Source organism: Acinetobacter sp. V89_7, assembly GCF_029967895.1.
Classification (GTDB): Bacteria; Pseudomonadota; Gammaproteobacteria; order Pseudomonadales; family Moraxellaceae; genus Acinetobacter; species Acinetobacter soli.
Genome location: NZ_JASCAJ010000025.1, coordinates 82,830 through 101,458, shown reverse-complemented (window position 1 = coordinate 101,458; position 18,629 = coordinate 82,830). Strand labels below are relative to the sequence as shown.

Genomic DNA, 18,629 nt, shown 5'->3' with positions numbered 1-18,629 from the left:
TTAATGAATCTCCATCTTCATACTCCATGAATGTCTATTCCTGACTGATTGACCTCTGACGAGTTATTTTTTGTGCTGTGTGGTTTCCTCTAACACCAGTCCGGCACGTAAGCCCTTTTTTACCTGAGGGTTTGGAAATAAAATCCAGACCTGCTCGTGGTCAACGATTTGATTTTCGCCTGATTGTATCGCCAGCACATCGCCCTTTTGAAAAGTCGAAAAGTTGGGTGCATCTGCCGCAAGTTGAAGCTGAAAATCATCACTGTGTTTGATGATCGAACTCATCACCTTAAATTCGCGTATTGCAGGCTTATGTCGCACAGGTAAAACCGTGTCGCTTAAAATGGCACGCAGCACTTGATCAATTGGATCAAACTCAGATAAATCATTGTGTCCAAACGCTTTGGCTTTACCCAGTTCGAGCGTGGTACTGGCTGCTTGAAAATGCGTTGCAGTAAATTGGGTAAAGGTTTTGCCAAAACTGTTGTGATAAACCAGCGCATCCAGATCGGCTGCATCCAACTGTGCAAGCAATGCTGCATCATAGGGATGGCTTTGATATGGAAACAAAGCAAAGAGAGGCAATCGCGAGGCACGGATGGCAGTGTGCAAATCGTAATGATAAGCCTTGGCCTGCACATCTGAAGTGTGAAAAAAATGCGATGTGATATGTTCAAGCTCAGCTGCACGGCGAGTTTCTACATCTGCTGTAAGTGCCTCATGAGCGCCACAAAACATCCGGTTCATATCATTTTCAAGATAACGTACGCCTTGACGGATCGCCTCCGGGTTCCCCAAGACAAACAGCACCCGATGCTTGAGCATCAGTTTTGCAGCAAATAAATCTTTGAGAATGTTGTCGATCAATTCAATTGGGGCCGTTTCATTGCCATGAATCCCGGCAGAAAGCAAAATGGTTTTTTCATAACCCGTAACAGGCGTGCACTGCAACATCCCCTCGCCTAGCCACTGCCAGTAAAATCTTGCTGTTTCACCCGTGTCTTGTTCAGGCTCACGTTGCGTGAGTGTCAATGCCAATAGATCAACCATATGCTTTCATCCTTTAAAGTCTGTCGTTGCCGTGTGTTAGCGCTGGAAGTGATACACCGAACCTAATCCTAAAATTTGAGTCAGCTCGTCTAAAGCCGTTCTGCTCTCGATTAATAGCTGTGGATCGGCCAGATCATCCTGCGCCAGTCGATCCCGATAATGACGCTCAACCCACTGATTTAACGTGCTAAACAATGCGTCATTCATCATGATGTTCGGATTAACCGCTGCCAATTCGGCATCATTTAGCGCCACGCGCAAACGCAAACACGCAGGTCCACCGCCATTACGCATGCTTTCTCTCAAATCAAAGACTTTGATTTGATCGATTGGTGTTCCCATTTGCAGCAAATCTGTCAGATAAGCCCACACCGACGCATTTTGACGCGACTCCTCTGGCACCACCAGTGTCATTGCACCATCTGGACGGGTTAAAATCTGGCTGTTAAACAGATAGGTCGAGACCGCATCTTGGACCGATACACGTTGCTCAGGTACTTCAATCGCAACAAAGTCTTGCCCAATGGCAGCCATCTTTTCATGAATTTCTGCAAGCGCCTGTGACTGATTTAAAAACGCCTGCTGATGATGAAACAGCACCTGCTGATTACTCACAGCGATCACATCGTTATGGAATACTCCCTGATCGATCACCTCAGGATTTTGCTGTACAAACACTGTCCGGTCGGCATGCAAACCATGTAGGCGTGCAATTGCTTCGCTAGCTTCACGGGTTTGACGTGCCGGAAACTTTTTGGGTGCAACGGTACCGCCGAGTTGCTGCTGACCGTATACAAATACCTGAATACCTGCCTGATCATAGGCACCGCCCAAACGATTATGGTTGGCAGCACCCTCATCACCAAACAAGGCCGCTTCAGGTAATGCTTCATGATGCGCGAAATATACATCATGATTGAACATGGCTTGTAGGATTCGGCTGGTTGTCTGGTGCTCAATTGAACGATGGAACTTATTATTTAGGTTTGCGGCGGTAAAATGTACACGTCCATCTGCACTGTCGGCCGATGGCGAAACGGTACATGAGTTGGCTGTCCACATCGAAGAGGCCGAGCTGAGCGCAGACAATAACGCTGGTGCGGCGCGCATTGCTGCTGCAATGACGTCGCTATCGCTTCCACTAAAGCCTAATCGGCGAAGCGTAGGCACATGCGGGCGTTCTTGGGGCGCAAATACACCTTGCTTAAGGCCCAAGTCGGCCAAGGCCTTCATTTTGAGTAAGCCTTGCTGCGCCGCCAGCTTCGGATTAGACAGATTGTTGCGGTTGTTGGTTGATGCGACATTGCCAAATGACAATCCTGCATAATGATGGGTTGGGCCCACCAATCCATCAAAATTAATTTCATAACCCGACATGTTTTCTTCCTTTTAGGTGTTATGCAGTCCGTACTAGAGCACAATGCCCGGTGATAATTTCTCTGGTAATGTGAGCTGTTCACTTTCTAGCGATGCCATTGGCCATGCACTATAATCCGCCGCATAAAATGCGCTGGCACGATGGTTGCCCGAAGCCCCCACACCACCAAACGGTGCTGCACTTGAAGCGCCCGTTAACGGCTTATTCCAGTTCACAATACCGGCCCGCGCTTCAATCAGTACGCGCTCAAACAGTTCGCGAGAAGGTGAAACCAAACCTACCGCCAAGCCAAATCGTGTGGCATTGACAAGACTCAAGGCCTCATCAAACTGCTCATAACGATAAATACAGGTGAGCGGGCCAAAATATTCTTCATCTGGTATATCTGAAACCTGCGTGACGTCTAAAATACCCGCCGTTAATAGCGAACTGTGTTCATCTGGTCGGGTCATTTCAAGCAGTGGCTTGGCACCTAGCGCAATCAGCTTGGCTTGCGCTTTGAGCATCATGTCGGCAGCGGCAGATGAAATCACGCCCCCCATAAACGGTTGTGGCTGTGCATCCCACGGCCCAATCACCAACTGCTTGGCCACCTGCGCAAATCTGGCAATAAAGGCATCGCCTTGTGGTCCAGATTTGACCAAAATACGGCGCGCACAGGTGCAACGTTGCCCAGCAGAAACAAATGCAGACTGAATCGCCAGATTGACGACGGCATCCAGATCGACAGCGTCATCAATAATCAAGGCATTGTTGCCGCCCATCTCAAGCGCCAGAATTTTTTCAGGTGCGCCTGCCAGTTGCTTATGTAGCTGATAGCCTGTTGATGCACTGCCGGTAAATAACAGCCCGTCAATTTGCGCTGCTGCGGCAAGCGCCTCACCCGTGCTTCGTCCGCCTTGCACCAAATTAAGTACGCCCTGAGGCAAACCCGCTTCGTACCAAAGCTTAACCGTCTCTTCGGCAGTCCAAGGTGTGAGTTCACTTGGCTTAAACACAAGAGTGTTACCTGCAATCAAAGCCGGAACAATATGCCCATTGGGTAAATGACCCGGAAAATTATAGGGACCAAATACCGCCAAAACACCATGCGGCTTATGGCGTAACGATGCAACACCGTCCGGCATTTGAGTTTGGGTAAATCCGGTACGCTGATGATACGCACGAACTGAAATAGCCACTTTTGCAATCATCGACTGGACTTCGGTGAGCGTTTCCCAGCGCGGTTTACTGGTCTCACGGCTAATCACCTCTGCCAGATGCTGTTTATTTTGCTCAAGTAATGCTGCAAAACGCTCAATTATTTCAATGCGGGCTTCTAGACCTAAACGTGCCCATGCTGGAAAGGCCTCACGTGCCGCCAGACATGCTGTTTCAACCTCTTGGGCAGTTGCTTCGTATCCGCGCCAGATTAACTCGTTACTGATCGGGTCAGTTTTGATCATCACTGTACCAGATCCTTGTCGCCATGTTCCATTGATGGCAAGTGCGCCTGTTGTCATTATTGATTCTCCATTTGATCTAATACTAAAACACGAACCTGATCCTGCTCGGTCACGTGAAGAGCTGCTGCCTGTTCTGGGGTCAGACAAATACTGTGCTCATCGGTTAGTGCGACCTTAAGCAGTAAAACCCGATAATGGTGATAATCGTCGTTGGCGATCAAATAGCATCGCTCTGAAACCGAAACGTGATCTGAAATCACAACGCTTACGCAGCGGCTGTCTTTCACTGCACGTAAATCTGAAGTATTTGCTTCAAGCGTTGGTCCTGCATCGAAAATATCAACATAACCTTGATACTGCAGGCCTTCGGTCATCAACACCTTTGCTGCGGGTAAGGTATGCGGATGCACCTGAGCAATCACGTGACGTGCTGCTTCGGGTAACAACGCCACATAAACCGGAAAGCGCGGCATCAATTCGGCAATAAAGACTTTTTGCCCCACCCCACTTAAATAGTCTGCTGTGGCAAAATCCATATGAAAAAAGTGCGATCCCAAGGCATCCCAAAACGGAGAGTGTCCATTTTGATCGGAATAACCGCGCATCTCTGCAATCAGTTTTTCTTTAAACAGTGAGCGAAATGCGGCAATAAACAAGAACCGAACCTTGGAAAGAAATTTGCCATTTTGGTTTTTACGATAATCTGGATCGAGAAATAAGGTACACAGCTCACTACAGCCAGTGTAATCATTGCTCATAAACAACGTGTCGAGCGCGGTATATACATTAAGCTCTTTTGAAGCATGTACCTGTTTGGCAACGCGAAAATTATAAAAGGGCTCATTGAGGCCGACCGCAACCTCAATCGCACTCACCCCAACAACTTTTCCAAGCGTACTATCTTCAAGTACGAATAAATAACTGGCCTCGTAGGGTTCAGCTAAACCATCGAGTGTCCGCGTGGTACGGTCAATGCGAGCCGCCAGAATTTCTTTATTTTGTGGCAGTGAGGTCAGGCCAATACCTGACTCTCCTGCCCGCCCTGCCAACCGAAAAATATCATCTAAGTCTCGATGTGCAGCATGTCTTACAATCATCATGATCAGATTCGCTTTTGACTTAAAGACGAGCTAATGCACGTGCAAAACGATTTAAACCTTCATCGATATCTTCAAATGGAATAATCAGCGACGGCGCAAATCGAACCACGTCCATACCCGCCACCAAAGCCAACAGACCTTCTTCACCTGCCAAGGTCACGATATTTTTGGCTTTGCCTGCATATTCGTCTTTGAGTACACAGCCTAAAAGCAAACCTTCACCACGAATCTGTTTAAAGAGTCCCAACTTTTCATTAATGGTGTTGAGCCCCGCAACAAAATGTTGATGGCGGTCTTTGACGCCTTGCAGTACCTCAGGCGTGTTGACAAACCCATAGACTGCACTGGCCACCGCAGCGCCTAAAGGATTACCGCCATAGGTCGTGCCATGATCACCGACCACAAACATATTGGCAAAATGATCGGTGGTGAGCATCGCGCCAATTGGGAATCCACCTCCCAATGCTTTTGCCGTGGTCAGGATATCAGGCGTAACACCTGTATTCATGTAGGCATAAAGCGAGCCAGTACGTCCAACACCAGTTTGTACTTCATCAAAAATTAAGACCGCGCCAAACTGATCGCATAGCTCACGTAGCCCCTGCAAAAATTCACGTGTTGCTGGCACTACACCGCCTTCACCTTGGATAGGTTCAACAATCACCGCACAGGTATGTTCATTAATCAGCGCTTTGGCAGCGTCTAAGTCATTAAAAGCTGTGTGCTGAATACCTTCTGGAAGTGGCGCGAAATCTTGCGAATACTTTGGCTGACCGCCTGCGGTCACGGTAAATAAGGTACGACCATGAAAGGCATTTTTAAAAGCCACAATCTGGTTTTTATGCGCCTGACCGCTCATCATGCCGACTTTACGTGCCAGCTTTAGTGCCGCTTCGTTGGCCTCTGCACCTGAGTTGCAAAAGAAGACCTTATCGGCAAAGGTACTTTCGACCAATTGACGTGCCAAATTTAGCACCGGTTCGTTGGTATAACCGTTGCCCACATGCCAAAGTTTTTGAGCCTGTTCGGTCAGTGCGTTCACCGCAACAGGATGCGCATGCCCCAGTGCATTAACCGCAATACCACCTGCAAAATCGATATATTCTTTTTCGTTTTGATCCCAAAGACGCGAGCCTTCACCACGAACCAAAATGAAATTTGCAGGGGCAAATACTGGCACCATCCAGTCATTAAAATTACTACGGGTGATTGCGAGATTACTCATTATGTTCACTTCCTGTTTTTTTAGTCGGGCTTGGCCTGATGCTCAAGCCCCGAGTCATCACGATGTATTGCGCTGTTTAGCCTGGGAAAATGCCACGTTCCTTACGTGCTTTTAAAATACGCTCACAGGCCAAAATATAAGCTGCTGTGCGCAGGCTGCACCCTTTTTGGGTAGCAGTATTCCAAACATCGGCTGTGGCCTGAATCATGAGCTTGTCCAGACGCTGATTAATTTCGTCTTCACTCCAGAAGTAGCTCGACAAGTCTTGTACCCATTCGAAATAACTCACGGTCACACCGCCAGCATTACAGATAACATCGGGTACCACGGTGATCCCACGGCGAACAAATACATCATCTGCCTCTGGATATGTTGGGCCGTTAGCACCTTCAAGCACCAGTTTGGCTTTGAGCTGCTCTGCACGCTCTACTGTAATCTGACCTTCTAATGCGGCTGGAATCAGAATATCCATATCCACAGTCCAGAAAGCTTCATCATCAATTACAGTCGCGCCGGCAAAGCCCATCACACCGCCGTGTTCAGTCACATGCTTTTGTAACTCTTTCACGTTTAAACCTTCGGCATTGTAAATGGTGCCCGTATGGTCTTGTACACACACAATTTTGGCCTGTGCATGGCTAAATAAATATGCGGCTTCATTGCCAACATTACCAAAGCCCTGCACCGCAACCTTACTGCCTGCAATTGGCAATTGAATCCGCTCAGCAACCTGCATTCCGGTAATAAACACACCACGTCCGGTCGCACGGACACGACCCAGTGATCCCCCTAAATGCACTGGCTTGCCTGTCACCACACCGGTCACGGTATGACCTTTGATGCTCGAATAGGTATCCATCATCCAGCCCATAATGTCGGCATTGGTGCCGACATCCGGCGCAGGAATATCAATTTGAGGCCCAATAATTGGACTAATTTCACTGGTAAAACGGCGTGTCAGGCGTTCAAGCTCACGTGGTGACAACTCTTTTGGGTTGACTCGAATGCCACCTTTGGCGCCACCAAAAGGCAAATTCACCACCGCAGTTTTAATGGTCATCCATGCAGAAAGCGCCATGACCTCATTCAGTTCGACATCTTGGTGATAACGAATCCCGCCTTTACCCGGCCCACGCGATAAATTGTGTTGAACACGATATCCCTCAAAATGGCGAATCGAGCCGTCATCCATCACAATTGGAACATCGACAATCAAAGTCCGCTTTGGACTTTTTAAGGTGTTAACAAAATTACTTAAATCCGCATCCAAATATGGTGCCACGCGATCGATTTGCGTGAGATAGGTTTGCCATGCACCATTGGTTTGATCTGCATATGATAAAGACATCACGGTTTCCTTAATTGACTTTGTTCCTGTTGGCTCACGTATCGTCATCTAGGTCATCGAAGATACGTAGCCACGCCTCTTTAAATCATCTATACAGCTTTTGACTGCGTCTCAGATGATCTGGCGTTTTGTGTATGCACTATTATTCACAATCAAATTGACACAGAAAATTTGTCTTAATGACTAAAATGAATTATTTTTTATCAAATTGATTATAGTCAGTAGCAAAATGAATAATCTTGACCAAATGATTTTAGGCTTACTTAAAGACAACGCACGAATGTCGATTACCGAACTGGCGGCCAAAACACGCGTCTCGAGAGCTACGGTACAAAAGCGAATTGAATACATGGAAACCACCGGAATTATTGCGGGCTATACGGTGCGTTTTCGTCCAGATGTTGAAAATAATATTATTCGGGCGTGGGCCAATATCATGGTGGAAGGCACCAAGGCACAGTCGGTGATTCGTGAATTACGCCTAGAAACAGCGGTTGAGCGCCTGCACACCACCAATGGTAAATGGGATCTTTTGGTCGAATTAAAATCTGATTCACTGGAAAGCTTTGATAAAGCGCTGGAAAGAATTCGAAATATTTCAGGAATTTATAACAGTGAAACCAGTATTTTGCTTTCGACGTATAAAACTTGAGTCAATGAGCAAAAACTGGATAGCATGGTGTATGTGCGTTTAAGTCGCCAATATTAACTGTTTAGAAGTCACCATAAGTTTAAACTTATGGTGCTTTCACAATTCATCAGTTTAATGTTAAAAAGGCTTTCAATTCTGCATAACTGAAAGCCCGATAGTCTTATTCACGTTGCACAGCGCTTTGATTTAGAGCAAGTTCTTGAGATAGTTTGTAGTCTTTTTCATAGACGGGCATACCCGCTATGCTCATGGCACGCTCAGCTTTTGGCGGGCGCATATTGTCTTTCATATTACAGGCTGTGAGTCCAAAGAGCAGCACAGCACCTACAACGACAGCGGATAATTTTTCCATTATATCCTCCATTGTTTTTGTTATTTTATTCAGATTAGCATATTTAAAACAAAGTGGAATGTTTTATCTATTTCAATTTATAACCAACATATTTTTGAATCGTAATTGATACAAAAAAAAGCGCGAATCTATCGCGCTTGATCTCATAAAAATTTAAACTTATTAGCGGCTTGAGAACAACATTTTGAGCCCGAGTAGGGTCACAATACCGCCAGTCACACGGTCGATCAGGGTTTTGGCCTTGATGTATAGTGTACGTGGTTTTTCCGAAGACAATAACAATGCAACCAGAGAATACCAGCCGGCATCGATGACAAAACAAATCACAGGCAAAGCAACGTAATAATAACTAGGGATGTCTTTTGGCAATAAAGCAGTAAAAACACTGGCCAACACCACCGCAATTTTTGGATTACTTAACTGCGTTAATAAACCATAACGATAGGCACTTGAATAGGTCATTTTAGAGACTACGGCACTTTGTGTATCCATTGGCTGTTTGGCATGCTTTAAAATTTTGTATGCCATCCAAAGTAGATATAACCCGCCCCCGATTTTCAATACCAGATAGGCAGATGGAACTGCCAACAAAACCGCCTGTAGGCCAATCACGGCCAAAAATCCAAAAATTGCTGCGCCCGTCCCCGTGCCCAAGGCCGTAAATAATCCATGCTTACGCGATTTTGCAATTGAATTCTGAGCTACATAAATAAAGCTCGGGCCAGGACTCATGGCACCCAACATCAATGCAGCAGCAATCGAAAAAAGTGGTATTAAGCTATCCAAGACCGGAGACTCTATAAAAATCAGGCGCGTATTTTAGCAGATTTATTTGATTTTGCTGAGTACCAAATACACCACAGGGCTGACAAAAGAACCATCATTTTGTATTTGATAGTAATTTTTGATTTGGTCTGTGGTGTGCTGCTGTAAATAGCGAAGCGATTCAACTGCATGTAGAGGCGTTTGCATACGTTCTACCCAGCTTCTGAACTCAAGTGGAAGCTGTTGTTGATCTACAGTCTCAATAGCAAATCCGGCATTTTCGGCAAAATTTATCCACTCGCCTAAGCTGTAATTTCGTACATGACTCGGATCTCGCAAGGTTTCCATGCTTTGAAAAAATGTATCGAGTAAAGGCGATGCATGGCCTAAAATATCAACGAATACTGCTTTGCCATGGGGTTTAAGTACCCGCCAAACTTCATTTAAGGCCTGAGGTACACTTTGCCAGTGATGTGCCGAATAGCGACTGACCACCACATCAAAACGCTCTGATTCAAACGGAAGCTTTTCTGCCGGCCCTTGCTGTCCATTTACCTGAAATAACTGACGTTGTTGTGCCTCATGAAGCACGGTTGTGACCATTTCATCGCTTAAATCATAGGCCGTTATTTCATCGACATAGGGTGCAAGCTGATAAGTAACATGCCCGCCGCCACAACCCAAATCCAAAACAGTTTTCAATCTATTCTGCTGGATCAATGCTTGCATTTTTTTAAACTCATCACCTTGTGCATGTACTGCACTACTTAAATAAGCATTTGATTTATTTTTATATTGCTGCTGATTTATGTCATGTCTTGTGGTCATTTCTTTACGCTTCATTAAGAGATAACCTGACTATACTGAGATTAAAACAAAATAAATAATCATGAATTATTTTATTATAGATAACTAAAAGTAATCAATTATTACAAAACTTATTCAAACAAATGCTGTTAGTACGGACAAAAATGTCCGTAAAATAGTTTCATCCCCTTTCCTTGGTCGTGCCATGAGTAAACACGTGAAACGCGCCGCTCAAAATCGCGAAGATTTGCTCGAGGCCGCAATCGAGATGTTTAAACTGCATGGCATGATGGTGCCGTTGCAGGTCATTATCGATCATGCCCATGTCGGACGCGCTACGTTTTACCGAAATTTTGCAGACCGCAAGGCGCTGATTTATGCCTTGTTGGAACAGGCCTTGCAGGCACTTGAACATCGAGCCAAACCCTATTATGAATCACCCGATGGTTTGATTTTGCTCATTCAAAGTCATGTATTTCACCTTAATCAATTGTCTGTGCTGATGGAATACTGGCGAGTACTGGACTATTCCGACCCCACATTACAACAGCTGATTAGCCAGCATAAAATGATTATCCAGCCCCTAATTGATCGTGCGGTTGCACAGCAGTTATGCCGATCAGATTTTAGTTTTGAAGATTATCGCAGCATTATTACCATGCTATCTTCTTGTTTTCGCGGACACGATCAAAGCGAACAAATTCGTTTGGCCAGCCGTGTAATCGAATTATTGCTCAATGGCATCATCGTCAAACACGAGGTGCAACATGGCTGAGACACCACGTTATCTCGAAACGCCACCGGACTGGACCGATGAAGAACGCCCGGTCATTCCTGGTTCACCGCCCTCAATTGCGCATCCTACACACAAACGGTATTTGTATTTTATTATCGGAACGTTTATTGCGCTGACCGCAGGCTTGAGTAATGGTTTTATCACAGCCAACTTACCACAGCTACAAGGTGAATATGGCCTGACACCTGTCGAATCGGCATGGCTACCAGCGGCCTATGTGATGGCCAATGTCAGCTCCAATCTCATCTTGTTTAAAGCCAGACAACAATATGGGCTGAGACTGTTTACCGAAATCGGTTTGTTGGCGTTTATAGCTGTGATGATTTTGCATATTTTTGTGCAGAACTATCACATGGCTATTTTTGTGCGTTTTATTAGCGGGATGGTGGCAGCACCGCTAAGTTCGCTTGGCATGTATTACATCATGCAAGGCTTTAGTAATGCACATCGACTCAAAGGCTTATATATCGGATTTGGCTTTGGGCAACTTGGCGTACCACTGGCGTGGATTATTTCACCCGCTTTGGTGACAGTAAACAACTGGACGGTGCTTTATACCTTTGAACTTGGACTGGCCGTGTGCTGTTATGCCATGGTGGTGTCGCTTAAATTACCGCGTAGTTTGCGAATAGCCGTATTTGAACGCCAAGACATTTATACTTTTTTACTGCTTGCGCCCGGATTTGCCTGTCTTTGCGCTGTTCTCACCCAAGGGCCTTTGTTGTGGTGGTTTGATTCGCCTTGGCTGGCCTATGTACTTATGAGTGGTTTTATACTGCTGGTACTAGGTTTTTATTACGAGCATCATCGTACCAACCCATTATTAATGACTCGCTGGCTGGGCACAGCGGGTGTTTTACGTTTTATTTTTGGTGCTTTTGCACTGCGTTTTTTACTCTCAGAACAAAGTTATGCAGCAGTCAACTTTTTGAAAACTGTCGGAATGGGTCCAGATCAATTTGTGGGCCTGTACACGATTATCTTTTTCGGAATGTTGGCAGGTGTTGTATTTAGTGCAGTGACATTTTCCAGAGAACGTACGATTTTGCATCTGGTTTTGGCTTCATTTTTGATTTTGGTTGCCAGCAAACTCGATGCACATCTCACCAGCGATATTCGCCCCCAAAACTTTTTTCACAGTCAGTTTCTAATTGCCTTTGCCAATGGCTTATTTATCGGGCCGTTGCTGCTGGTTGGCTTTGGGCGCGCCTTAAAAGAAGGCCCGAGCCATGTAGTCACGTTTATTGTGCTGTTTTCAGCGACACAAAATTTTGGGGGATTGGTTGGATCTTCATTTTATAACACCTATCAAAAGCATCAGACACAAATTTATCAGATGGACATTAATCGAAATCTGACACAAACCGATCCCATTGTGGCACAGCGCCTGAGTCAGTATCAGGCTAAATTTACCCCCTCGATTACCGACCCAACGCTTGATCAGCTTCAGGCCGTCAAAACGCTGTCACAAACCGCAAATCGTGAAGCGCAGGTGCGTGCTTACAATGATGTGATTAATTTTAATAGTATTGTGGCTATCGTGCTGTTTTTATGGGGCGTGTGTAATATTTTATGGGGCAAATACTTGGCTTACCGAGAGCGAATCGCGGCTCAACGTTCATCTTCATTTTGAATTCCGAGACTATTTATGAGTGACGAGCAAAAACCAAATTCATCTGATTCATCTGCATCGGGCGAGTCTCATCCACCGCCCGCTAATGCCGAACAGAATTCGGGGGCTTCGCCTTCTCCGCTGAAACAAGTCCCGAGCGTAGGAAAGCTGATTCCAACCAAAAAATCGACTTTGATTCTCATGTTTTTCGTTTTACTGGTTGGGATTGGTTTGATCATGTGGGCATGGCAAATCGGGCCGTTTCAAACCGCTTTACAACAGACCGATAACAGTTATGTGAAGGGTAAAACCACCGTATTGTCTTCTCAAATCAATGGCTACATTAAAACGGTATTGGTTAAAGATTTTGATACGGTCAAAAAAGGTCAGCCCCTGATTTATATCGATGCGACCACGTACGCCCAAAAAGTGACACAGGCACAATCGGCTGTCGAGCAGGCACAAAACAATCTGGCCAACCAGACTCAAACCATTGCCCAGCGGCAGGCCGATATTGTGGCAGCTCAGGCTCAGGTCGATCAGGCTCAGGCCCAGTATCAACTGTCTGTCGATCAGTTAAAACGCTATCAACAACTTGGCGACAGCGGCGCAGTCTCACGCTCTGAACGCGATCAAGTTGCGGCAACTGCAAAGAATGATCTGGCTGCACTCAAAAAAGCACAAGCCAACGTCAAAGTCGCCGAAGAAGCATTAAAAACAGCACAAGTGGCCCAAGTGGGTTTACAGGCTCAAGTCACCAATGCTCAGGCACAGCTAGATCAAGCCAAAACCACTCAAAACTATAGCATCATTAGCGCACCAATGAATGGTCAGTTAGGTGAAGTCACGCCACGTGTTGGACAATATGTTGCAGCAGGCTCTCAGTTGTTGTATCTGATTCCACAACAAACTTGGGTAATTGCCAACTTTAAAGAAACACAGATCGCGAAAATGCGGATTGGCCAAAAGGCAACCTTTACTGTCGATGCACTCGATCATCAAAAATTTACGGGGCATGTCGAACAGATTTCACCGGCTGCCGGCTCAGAGTTTAGTGTGCTCAAAGCAGATAATGCCACAGGTAATTTTACCAAAGTGGTTCAGCGCATTTCTGTAAGGATTGCCATCGATCCGAATCAGGATGGCCTTGCCCGTTTACGCCCCGGCATGTCGGTCATTACATCGGTTGATACCTCAACACCATGAGGATCAACCCCGTTGGTGATTTCACCCTACTTCTGGGTTAAACTCGCATGCCCAACAATAAAATAAAACCAAAGGCCTGATTTGAATAACATTGCTTTTTTTGATTTTGACGGCACCATTACCTCGACCGATTCTTATACCCCCTTTATTTTTCAAACCATTCCGGCATCCAGAATGAAAAAAGGAAAGTTTTTACTTGCTCCTTACATTCTGGGTTATCGCTTAAATTTGATTCGCGGTACGGTACTACGCTCAAAAATTTTCAAGCTGGGCTTTGCAGGGCTTGATGCAAACGAACTTCAGCAAAAAGGACTCAGCTTTAGCCAAAGCTATTTGCCACAGATTATCCGTCCACACGCATTAGAGCGTATTCAGTGGCATTTGGCACAAGGTGATCGTGTCGTGGTGGTGTCTGCATCTATGGATGTCTATCTAAAACCGTGGTGTGCACAATATGGCCTTGATCTGCTTTGCAGTGAAGTCGATGCCATCGATGGCAAGATTACGGGAATTTATAAAAACGGCGACTGTAGCCGTGAAGTCAAAAAGCAACGTATCTTGGACAATTATGATTTAAGCCTTTATGCTGCGATTTATGCTTATGGTGATACCATTGAAGATCATGAGATGCTGTCATTGGCCACACATGCCTTTTATCGCTGGCAACCCGTCCACCCCAATTCACTTTAATTTATGTTTGATGCTTTGGCCCAACAGATTCCCTATCACACGCTCATTGACACCGCTGCTGTACGGCTCGATGTAAAACGGCTTGATCTGATCCATCCACAAATCTCGGGCAACAAATTTTATAAGCTCAAGTACAATCTGATCGAAGCTCAGAAACGTGGCTGTGCGCGTATTTTGACCTTTGGCGGGGCATTTTCCAATCATATTGCCGCCACAGCCTACGCTGCGCATCGCTTTAATTTTCAGAGTATCGGCATCATACGGGGGGAAGAGCTTGCTGATCGTCCACTCAATCCTACGTTAAGCACTGCACAGGCTTTGGGTATGCAGCTTGAGTTTATCTCACGTGCGCAATATCGTCAGAAGGATCAGCCGGAATTTATTCAGGCCTTGATGCAGCACTATCCAAATACCTATATTGTGCCTGAAGGCGGCACCAATGCACTGGCAATTCAAGGCAGTAAAGAAATATTAAGCAATTTCGATCGAGAACAGTACGATTTAATTTGTTGCGCTGTCGGAACAGGCGGTACATTGAGTGGATTAATTGAATCAAGTGCTGAATCTCAGCAGCTTCTGGGGTTTTCAGCATTAAAAGGTACTTTTTTATCTGAACAGATTCGCGGGTTGACTCAAAAGACCAACTGGAAAATTACAGATGATTATTGTTTTGGTGGATATGCCAAAAGCTCGCCACGTTTATTAAACTTTATGGCGAGTTTTGAAGAACGTTATCAGATTCCACTCGAACCGATTTATACCGCCAAAATGTTATACGGCTTGTTTGATCTGATTGAACAACAGGCCTTTGCTCAAGGTATACGCATACTGGCCTTGCACACAGGGGGGCTACAAGGGCGTTTATCTGCAAAGTAGCGAACATAGGCATCTAGTTCTGACATCTGCGCCAGAATCTTTTATAATCGCCCCCTTTGTTTTGGCTAGGTAGTTTCAAATGTCGTTTCAGTATGATGTGATCGTTCTGGGTGCAGGCGCATCGGGCCTGATGCTGGCCTCACATGCGGCCAAGCGTGGTCGTTCGGTGCTGATTCTTGAAAAAGCCAATAAAGTCGGCAAAAAAATTCTGATGTCGGGCGGTGGCAAATGTAACTTTACCAACTTATATGTCGAACCCGAGCATTTTATTTCTCATAATCCCCATTTTGTCATTTCTGCACTGAGCCGCTATACCAACTGGGATTTTATTGGCTTGGTGTGTGATTACGGCATTGCCTACGAAGAACGCAAACATGGACAGCTCTTTACCTTAAAAGGTGCAAAAGAGATTTTAAATATGCTGCTTTCGGAGTGTGAGAAAGCGGGCGGTGTCGAGATTCAAACCGACAGTGAAGTCAAGGCTGTAACCAAGCAAGAAAATGGTCGCTTTCAGGTTCGTACCCCACACGCCAGTTATACGGCAGAGTCTGTAGTGGTGGCCTCTGGGGGGCTTTCGATTCCGACACTAGGCGGTTCGGGCATTGGATACGAGCTTGCCAAGCAATTTGGTCATCACGTTTATCCAACCCGAGCAGGATTGGTGCCCTTTACCTTTTCAGATCAATTTAAAGAAGTCACAACACGTTTAAGTGGTAATGCACTGGATGTGACGCTCTCTAACACTCAAAATAGCTTTAATGAAGCGCTATTGTTTACACATCGCGGATTAAGCGGGCCCAGCGCATTACAGCTTTCTAACTACTGGAACAGTGGCGAAGGATTTCAAATCGATTTCTTTCCAAGTCATGAGTTACTGGCGTATTTCAAAGCGAAAAAACAGCAACAGCCGAAAGTCTTGTTACGCACCTTACTGAGCGAACTGGCCGCCAAAAGCATTGTGCTGGAACTACAACAATTAATCTGGCCAGCACATGCTGAAACCGCAATCGGACAACTCAGTGATGCCTTGCTTGAAGAGATTTGCAAACAGTTGCATGCATTCGCTGTCAAACCATCTGGAACCGAAGGCTACCGAACAGCGGAAGTCACTTTAGGTGGTGTCGATACCACTGAAGTTTCATCGAAAACCATGCAAAGCAAACGCGAGCCAGGCCTGTTTTTTGTTGGAGAAGTGCTTGATGTTACCGGTCATTTGGGCGGTTATAACTTCCAGTGGGCTTGGGCCTCTGCAGTTGCGGCAGCAGAATTTGTCTAGCGCTCAGTTGAGGTTTGATCTTCTGAGGAAGTTGTCGATGGTTTGGTTTCAATCGATTCATTAGGCGATTGATTCGGGCGTGGTTGTTTTGACGCACTCGATTTAGAAAAAATAAACTTATAGGCACTGGCCAGAAATCCAACCGTAATACCGGCAATCACAATAGGCGCTAAAAAACGATTTGGTTGCTTTTGCATACGATTCTCCTGTCGTTTGATAGTGAAATAAAATACATAAAAGATTAGCCACTCAAACTAGAGTGGCTAATCTTATTGAAAAAATCAAAGTTTATTTAGGTTGGTCGTCGGATTGTCCCGGTAAAGAGATATCGTCACCCTCACCTTTTGAACCATAAGGATTGTTCAGTGGCGTATTGTTCGGATCCACCTCAAAGTTGGTTGGTACGCTATGATCTGAATGTGACGTCACATCCGGTGATGCAAAAGTGGTCTTTTCACGCGCGGTTTGTGCAACAGGATTTGGATCATTACCCTCTGCCTTGACTTTATCGATTAAATCCGTCAGTACACGTTCTGCAGGCTGACGGCCACCTAAACCAAAAGCCAATGCAAAAGCGACGGCTACAGCACCGAGTGTGAGTCCAAAGGCCAGATTGACAATTGAATCGGCAATGCCCATAGCACGAAGTCCCATGGCCAAAACCAGTCCCATAATCAATACACGAACCAAATTACCCAACCAGCGCGAACTGTTGTATTCGCCACGCTGTACCACATTGGCCACAATATTGGCTAACCAGAAACCGATCACCAAAATCACGGCACCAAGCAAGATATTTGCGCCAAAGGCAATGAACATCGCGATCAGATTACTGATCTGCTCAAATCCAAGTCGGTTTGCAGCTTCAGATACGGCAAACAACATGGTAAAAAAGACAATCAGCACAGCAACTACATGTGAAACTTTGGTGCTACCCAAGAAGCGCTGTAAATCAAACTTGGCCGGAATGTCATCAACACCTGTACCCGCCAGAATATCCTGTACCAAATTGGCAATAAAACGCGACACCACATACGCAATAATCAGGATTAAACCTGCTGCAATGATGTTTGGAATGGCATACATGATTTCGTTCAGCATTGAGGTTGCAGGCTGAGAAATCGTTTCGATTCCAAGGGCTTCAAACGCTACAATTAACGCCGTGATCATGACCAGCGCGAAAACAAAAGACCCGAGTACACGGCCCAAATTGCTTTGCTTAAACAGACCAATTTTCTGTGCCTGTTGCTGAAGTCCGATACTGTTGACCAGTCCCTCGACAATACCGCGTACAATTTTTGCCAAGATGTAACCCACAAATACGATCACACCAGCAATGAAAATATTCGGTAAATAGCCAACGGCATCATTGAGCATGTTTTGTACAGGTAGCAAAAGCCCCGTCAATCCAAGAATAGACAGCACGATTGGTAAAAAGAGCAACAAAATCAGCCAGTAAACAATGTCGGCGATATTTTCACTCAACGGGCGCACACCCACTTCAGAACTGAGCTTTTCATCGAGTTGCGTTCTTGCAAGTACATTGGAAAAACCAGCACGAACCAAACGTGCAATAATCCAACCCACCAAGGCCACAACCGCAGCAGCAATCAAGTTAGGAACAAATACCAGCACTTGTGTGATCATGGCACTAAACGGACCACTCACGCTGTAGATGTTGAGGACATTGAGTGCAGCAATCAGTGCAATCGTCAGTACAAACCAAAACACAAATTTTGAGACGATACGTTCGAAGTCTGGCGTTTTTCCAGTTGCAGAGGACAAACGATGGTTGGTGCCCAAGGCACTAAGTAATTTTTTAACTCCAGCGGCGATCACCAGTGCCAAAATCCAACCAATAATAAACACCACAACGGCTGCTACAATCGGTTGGAAAATGTCCCAGTAATACATCAGATCATAATGAGCACGATTCGGCTCATTTCCAAAGAAATTATTCATGTTGTAGGTATCCTCTTTTTATCTTTTATTGGCTTAGCAATTTATGATTTAACGATAGAGTGAACATCAAAATATCTCTGATTATAAAA

18 protein-coding genes are annotated in these 18,629 nt (G+C 45.5%); 7 read left to right on the top strand and 11 right to left on the bottom strand.

Features of this window, described 5'->3' with window-relative positions; translation table 11 throughout:
- Positions 1–63 precede the first annotated feature (63 nt).
- The 6 genes from astE to QLG00_RS07200 all read right to left on the bottom strand — a co-directional run bounded on the left by astE (position 64) and on the right by QLG00_RS07200 (position 7,549).
- A complete protein-coding gene (gene astE, locus QLG00_RS07225) occupies positions 64–1,050 on the bottom strand; it encodes a succinylglutamate desuccinylase (RefSeq protein ID WP_119025384.1) in 987 nt (328 codons plus the stop codon).
- A 36-nt stretch (positions 1,051–1,086) separates the two neighbouring features.
- Complete coding sequence (gene astB, locus QLG00_RS07220) at positions 1,087–2,427, bottom strand: N-succinylarginine dihydrolase (protein ID WP_119025385.1); 1,341 nt, start codon at positions 2,425–2,427, stop codon at positions 1,087–1,089.
- 33 nt (positions 2,428–2,460) lie between these two features.
- Positions 2,461–3,930, bottom strand: coding sequence for a succinylglutamate-semialdehyde dehydrogenase (gene astD / locus QLG00_RS07215; protein ID WP_282470715.1), 1,470 nt, complete (start codon positions 3,928–3,930; stop codon positions 2,461–2,463).
- Entirely contained in the window at positions 3,930–4,973 is a 1,044-nt protein-coding gene (astA, locus tag QLG00_RS07210; protein WP_282470714.1) for an arginine N-succinyltransferase, read from the bottom strand. The genes astD and astA overlap by 1 nt, the downstream gene beginning before the upstream one ends.
- A gap of 19 nt (positions 4,974–4,992) precedes the next feature.
- Entirely contained in the window at positions 4,993–6,198 is a 1,206-nt protein-coding gene (locus QLG00_RS07205) for an aspartate aminotransferase family protein (protein ID WP_004935099.1), read from the bottom strand.
- 76 nt (positions 6,199–6,274) lie between these two features.
- Complete coding sequence (locus QLG00_RS07200; protein WP_171063738.1) at positions 6,275–7,549, bottom strand: Glu/Leu/Phe/Val dehydrogenase; 1,275 nt, start codon at positions 7,547–7,549, stop codon at positions 6,275–6,277.
- A 226-nt stretch (positions 7,550–7,775) separates the two neighbouring features.
- Between QLG00_RS07200 and QLG00_RS07195 the strand changes: the two genes are divergently transcribed.
- Positions 7,776–8,198 (top strand): Lrp/AsnC family transcriptional regulator, encoded by a 423-nt coding sequence (locus tag QLG00_RS07195; protein ID WP_004935092.1) that lies wholly within the window; start codon positions 7,776–7,778, stop codon positions 8,196–8,198.
- 160 nt (positions 8,199–8,358) lie between these two features.
- On the opposite strand, the gene QLG00_RS07190 is transcribed toward QLG00_RS07195, so the two are convergent.
- From QLG00_RS07190 to QLG00_RS07180, 3 genes are all read right to left on the bottom strand, one after another.
- The gene (locus tag QLG00_RS07190) at positions 8,359–8,550 is read right to left on the bottom strand and encodes an NF038215 family lipoprotein (protein WP_151746467.1); all 192 of its coding nucleotides are present in this window, start codon (positions 8,548–8,550) and stop codon (positions 8,359–8,361) included.
- A gap of 162 nt (positions 8,551–8,712) precedes the next feature.
- Positions 8,713–9,294 carry a LysE family translocator gene (locus QLG00_RS07185; protein WP_088459361.1) on the bottom strand — a complete coding sequence of 194 codons (582 nt, stop codon included), beginning with the start codon at positions 9,292–9,294 and terminating at the stop codon, positions 8,713–8,715.
- Positions 9,295–9,378: 84 nt separating this feature from the next.
- Positions 9,379–10,143 carry a methyltransferase domain-containing protein gene (locus QLG00_RS07180; RefSeq protein WP_282470757.1) on the bottom strand — a complete coding sequence of 255 codons (765 nt, stop codon included), beginning with the start codon at positions 10,141–10,143 and terminating at the stop codon, positions 9,379–9,381.
- Positions 10,144–10,327: 184 nt separating this feature from the next.
- On the opposite strand from QLG00_RS07180, the gene QLG00_RS07175 reads away from it, so the two are divergent.
- The 6 genes from QLG00_RS07175 to QLG00_RS07150 all read left to right on the top strand — a co-directional run bounded on the left by QLG00_RS07175 (position 10,328) and on the right by QLG00_RS07150 (position 16,578).
- On the top strand, positions 10,328–10,897 hold the full coding sequence (locus tag QLG00_RS07175) for a TetR/AcrR family transcriptional regulator (protein WP_282470713.1): 570 nt from the start codon (positions 10,328–10,330) through the stop codon (positions 10,895–10,897).
- Positions 10,890–12,551 carry an MFS transporter gene (locus QLG00_RS07170; RefSeq protein WP_004935073.1) on the top strand — a complete coding sequence of 554 codons (1,662 nt, stop codon included), beginning with the start codon at positions 10,890–10,892 and terminating at the stop codon, positions 12,549–12,551. The genes QLG00_RS07175 and QLG00_RS07170 overlap by 8 nt, the downstream gene beginning before the upstream one ends.
- Positions 12,552–12,566: 15 nt before the next feature.
- Entirely contained in the window at positions 12,567–13,736 is a 1,170-nt protein-coding gene (locus QLG00_RS07165; protein WP_004935071.1) for an HlyD family secretion protein, read from the top strand.
- A gap of 81 nt (positions 13,737–13,817) precedes the next feature.
- Positions 13,818–14,426: an HAD family hydrolase gene (locus tag QLG00_RS07160; RefSeq protein WP_282470712.1), complete on the top strand. Its 609-nt coding sequence runs from the start codon at positions 13,818–13,820 to the stop codon at positions 14,424–14,426.
- 3 nt (positions 14,427–14,429) lie between these two features.
- The gene (locus QLG00_RS07155) at positions 14,430–15,302 is read left to right on the top strand and encodes a pyridoxal-phosphate dependent enzyme (RefSeq protein WP_004945603.1); all 873 of its coding nucleotides are present in this window, start codon (positions 14,430–14,432) and stop codon (positions 15,300–15,302) included.
- 79 nt (positions 15,303–15,381) lie between these two features.
- The gene (locus QLG00_RS07150) at positions 15,382–16,578 is read left to right on the top strand and encodes an NAD(P)/FAD-dependent oxidoreductase (RefSeq protein ID WP_004945600.1); all 1,197 of its coding nucleotides are present in this window, start codon (positions 15,382–15,384) and stop codon (positions 16,576–16,578) included.
- On the opposite strand, the gene QLG00_RS07145 is transcribed toward QLG00_RS07150, so the two are convergent.
- Complete coding sequence (locus QLG00_RS07145; protein ID WP_004945597.1) at positions 16,575–16,775, bottom strand: hypothetical protein; 201 nt, start codon at positions 16,773–16,775, stop codon at positions 16,575–16,577. The two genes, QLG00_RS07150 and QLG00_RS07145, sit on opposite strands and share 4 nt — an antisense overlap.
- 91 nt (positions 16,776–16,866) lie before the next feature.
- Positions 16,867–18,540 (bottom strand): mechanosensitive ion channel, encoded by a 1,674-nt coding sequence (locus QLG00_RS07140; RefSeq protein WP_004945594.1) that lies wholly within the window; start codon positions 18,538–18,540, stop codon positions 16,867–16,869.
- Between the last annotated feature and the right edge of the window lie 89 nt (positions 18,541–18,629).

Bases quoted from the DNA above. Each gene is read 5' to 3' on its own strand.
- astE (WP_119025384.1), bottom strand. From the start codon at position 1,050: ATGGTTGATCTATTGGCATTGACACTCACGCAACGTGAGCCTGAACAA.
- astB (WP_119025385.1), bottom strand. From the start codon at position 2,427: ATGTCGGGTTATGAAATTAATTTTGATGGATTGGTGGGCCCAACCCAT.
- astD (WP_282470715.1), bottom strand. From the start codon at position 3,930: ATGACAACAGGCGCACTTGCCATCAATGGAACATGGCGACAAGGATCT.
- astA (WP_282470714.1), bottom strand. From the start codon at position 4,973: ATGATGATTGTAAGACATGCTGCACATCGAGACTTAGATGATATTTTT.
- QLG00_RS07205 (WP_004935099.1), bottom strand. From the start codon at position 6,198: ATGAGTAATCTCGCAATCACCCGTAGTAATTTTAATGACTGGATGGTG.
- QLG00_RS07195 (WP_004935092.1), top strand. From the start codon at position 7,776: ATGAATAATCTTGACCAAATGATTTTAGGCTTACTTAAAGACAACGCA.
- QLG00_RS07190 (WP_151746467.1), bottom strand. From the start codon at position 8,550: ATGGAAAAATTATCCGCTGTCGTTGTAGGTGCTGTGCTGCTCTTTGGA.
- QLG00_RS07185 (WP_088459361.1), bottom strand. From the start codon at position 9,294: ATGTTGGGTGCCATGAGTCCTGGCCCGAGCTTTATTTATGTAGCTCAG.
- QLG00_RS07180 (WP_282470757.1), bottom strand. From the start codon at position 10,143: ATGACCACAAGACATGACATAAATCAGCAGCAATATAAAAATAAATCA.
- QLG00_RS07175 (WP_282470713.1), top strand. From the start codon at position 10,328: ATGAGTAAACACGTGAAACGCGCCGCTCAAAATCGCGAAGATTTGCTC.
- QLG00_RS07170 (WP_004935073.1), top strand. From the start codon at position 10,890: ATGGCTGAGACACCACGTTATCTCGAAACGCCACCGGACTGGACCGAT.
- QLG00_RS07165 (WP_004935071.1), top strand. From the start codon at position 12,567: ATGAGTGACGAGCAAAAACCAAATTCATCTGATTCATCTGCATCGGGC.
- QLG00_RS07155 (WP_004945603.1), top strand. From the start codon at position 14,430: ATGTTTGATGCTTTGGCCCAACAGATTCCCTATCACACGCTCATTGAC.
- QLG00_RS07150 (WP_004945600.1), top strand. From the start codon at position 15,382: ATGTCGTTTCAGTATGATGTGATCGTTCTGGGTGCAGGCGCATCGGGC.
- QLG00_RS07145 (WP_004945597.1), bottom strand. From the start codon at position 16,775: ATGCAAAAGCAACCAAATCGTTTTTTAGCGCCTATTGTGATTGCCGGT.
- QLG00_RS07140 (WP_004945594.1), bottom strand. From the start codon at position 18,540: ATGAATAATTTCTTTGGAAATGAGCCGAATCGTGCTCATTATGATCTG.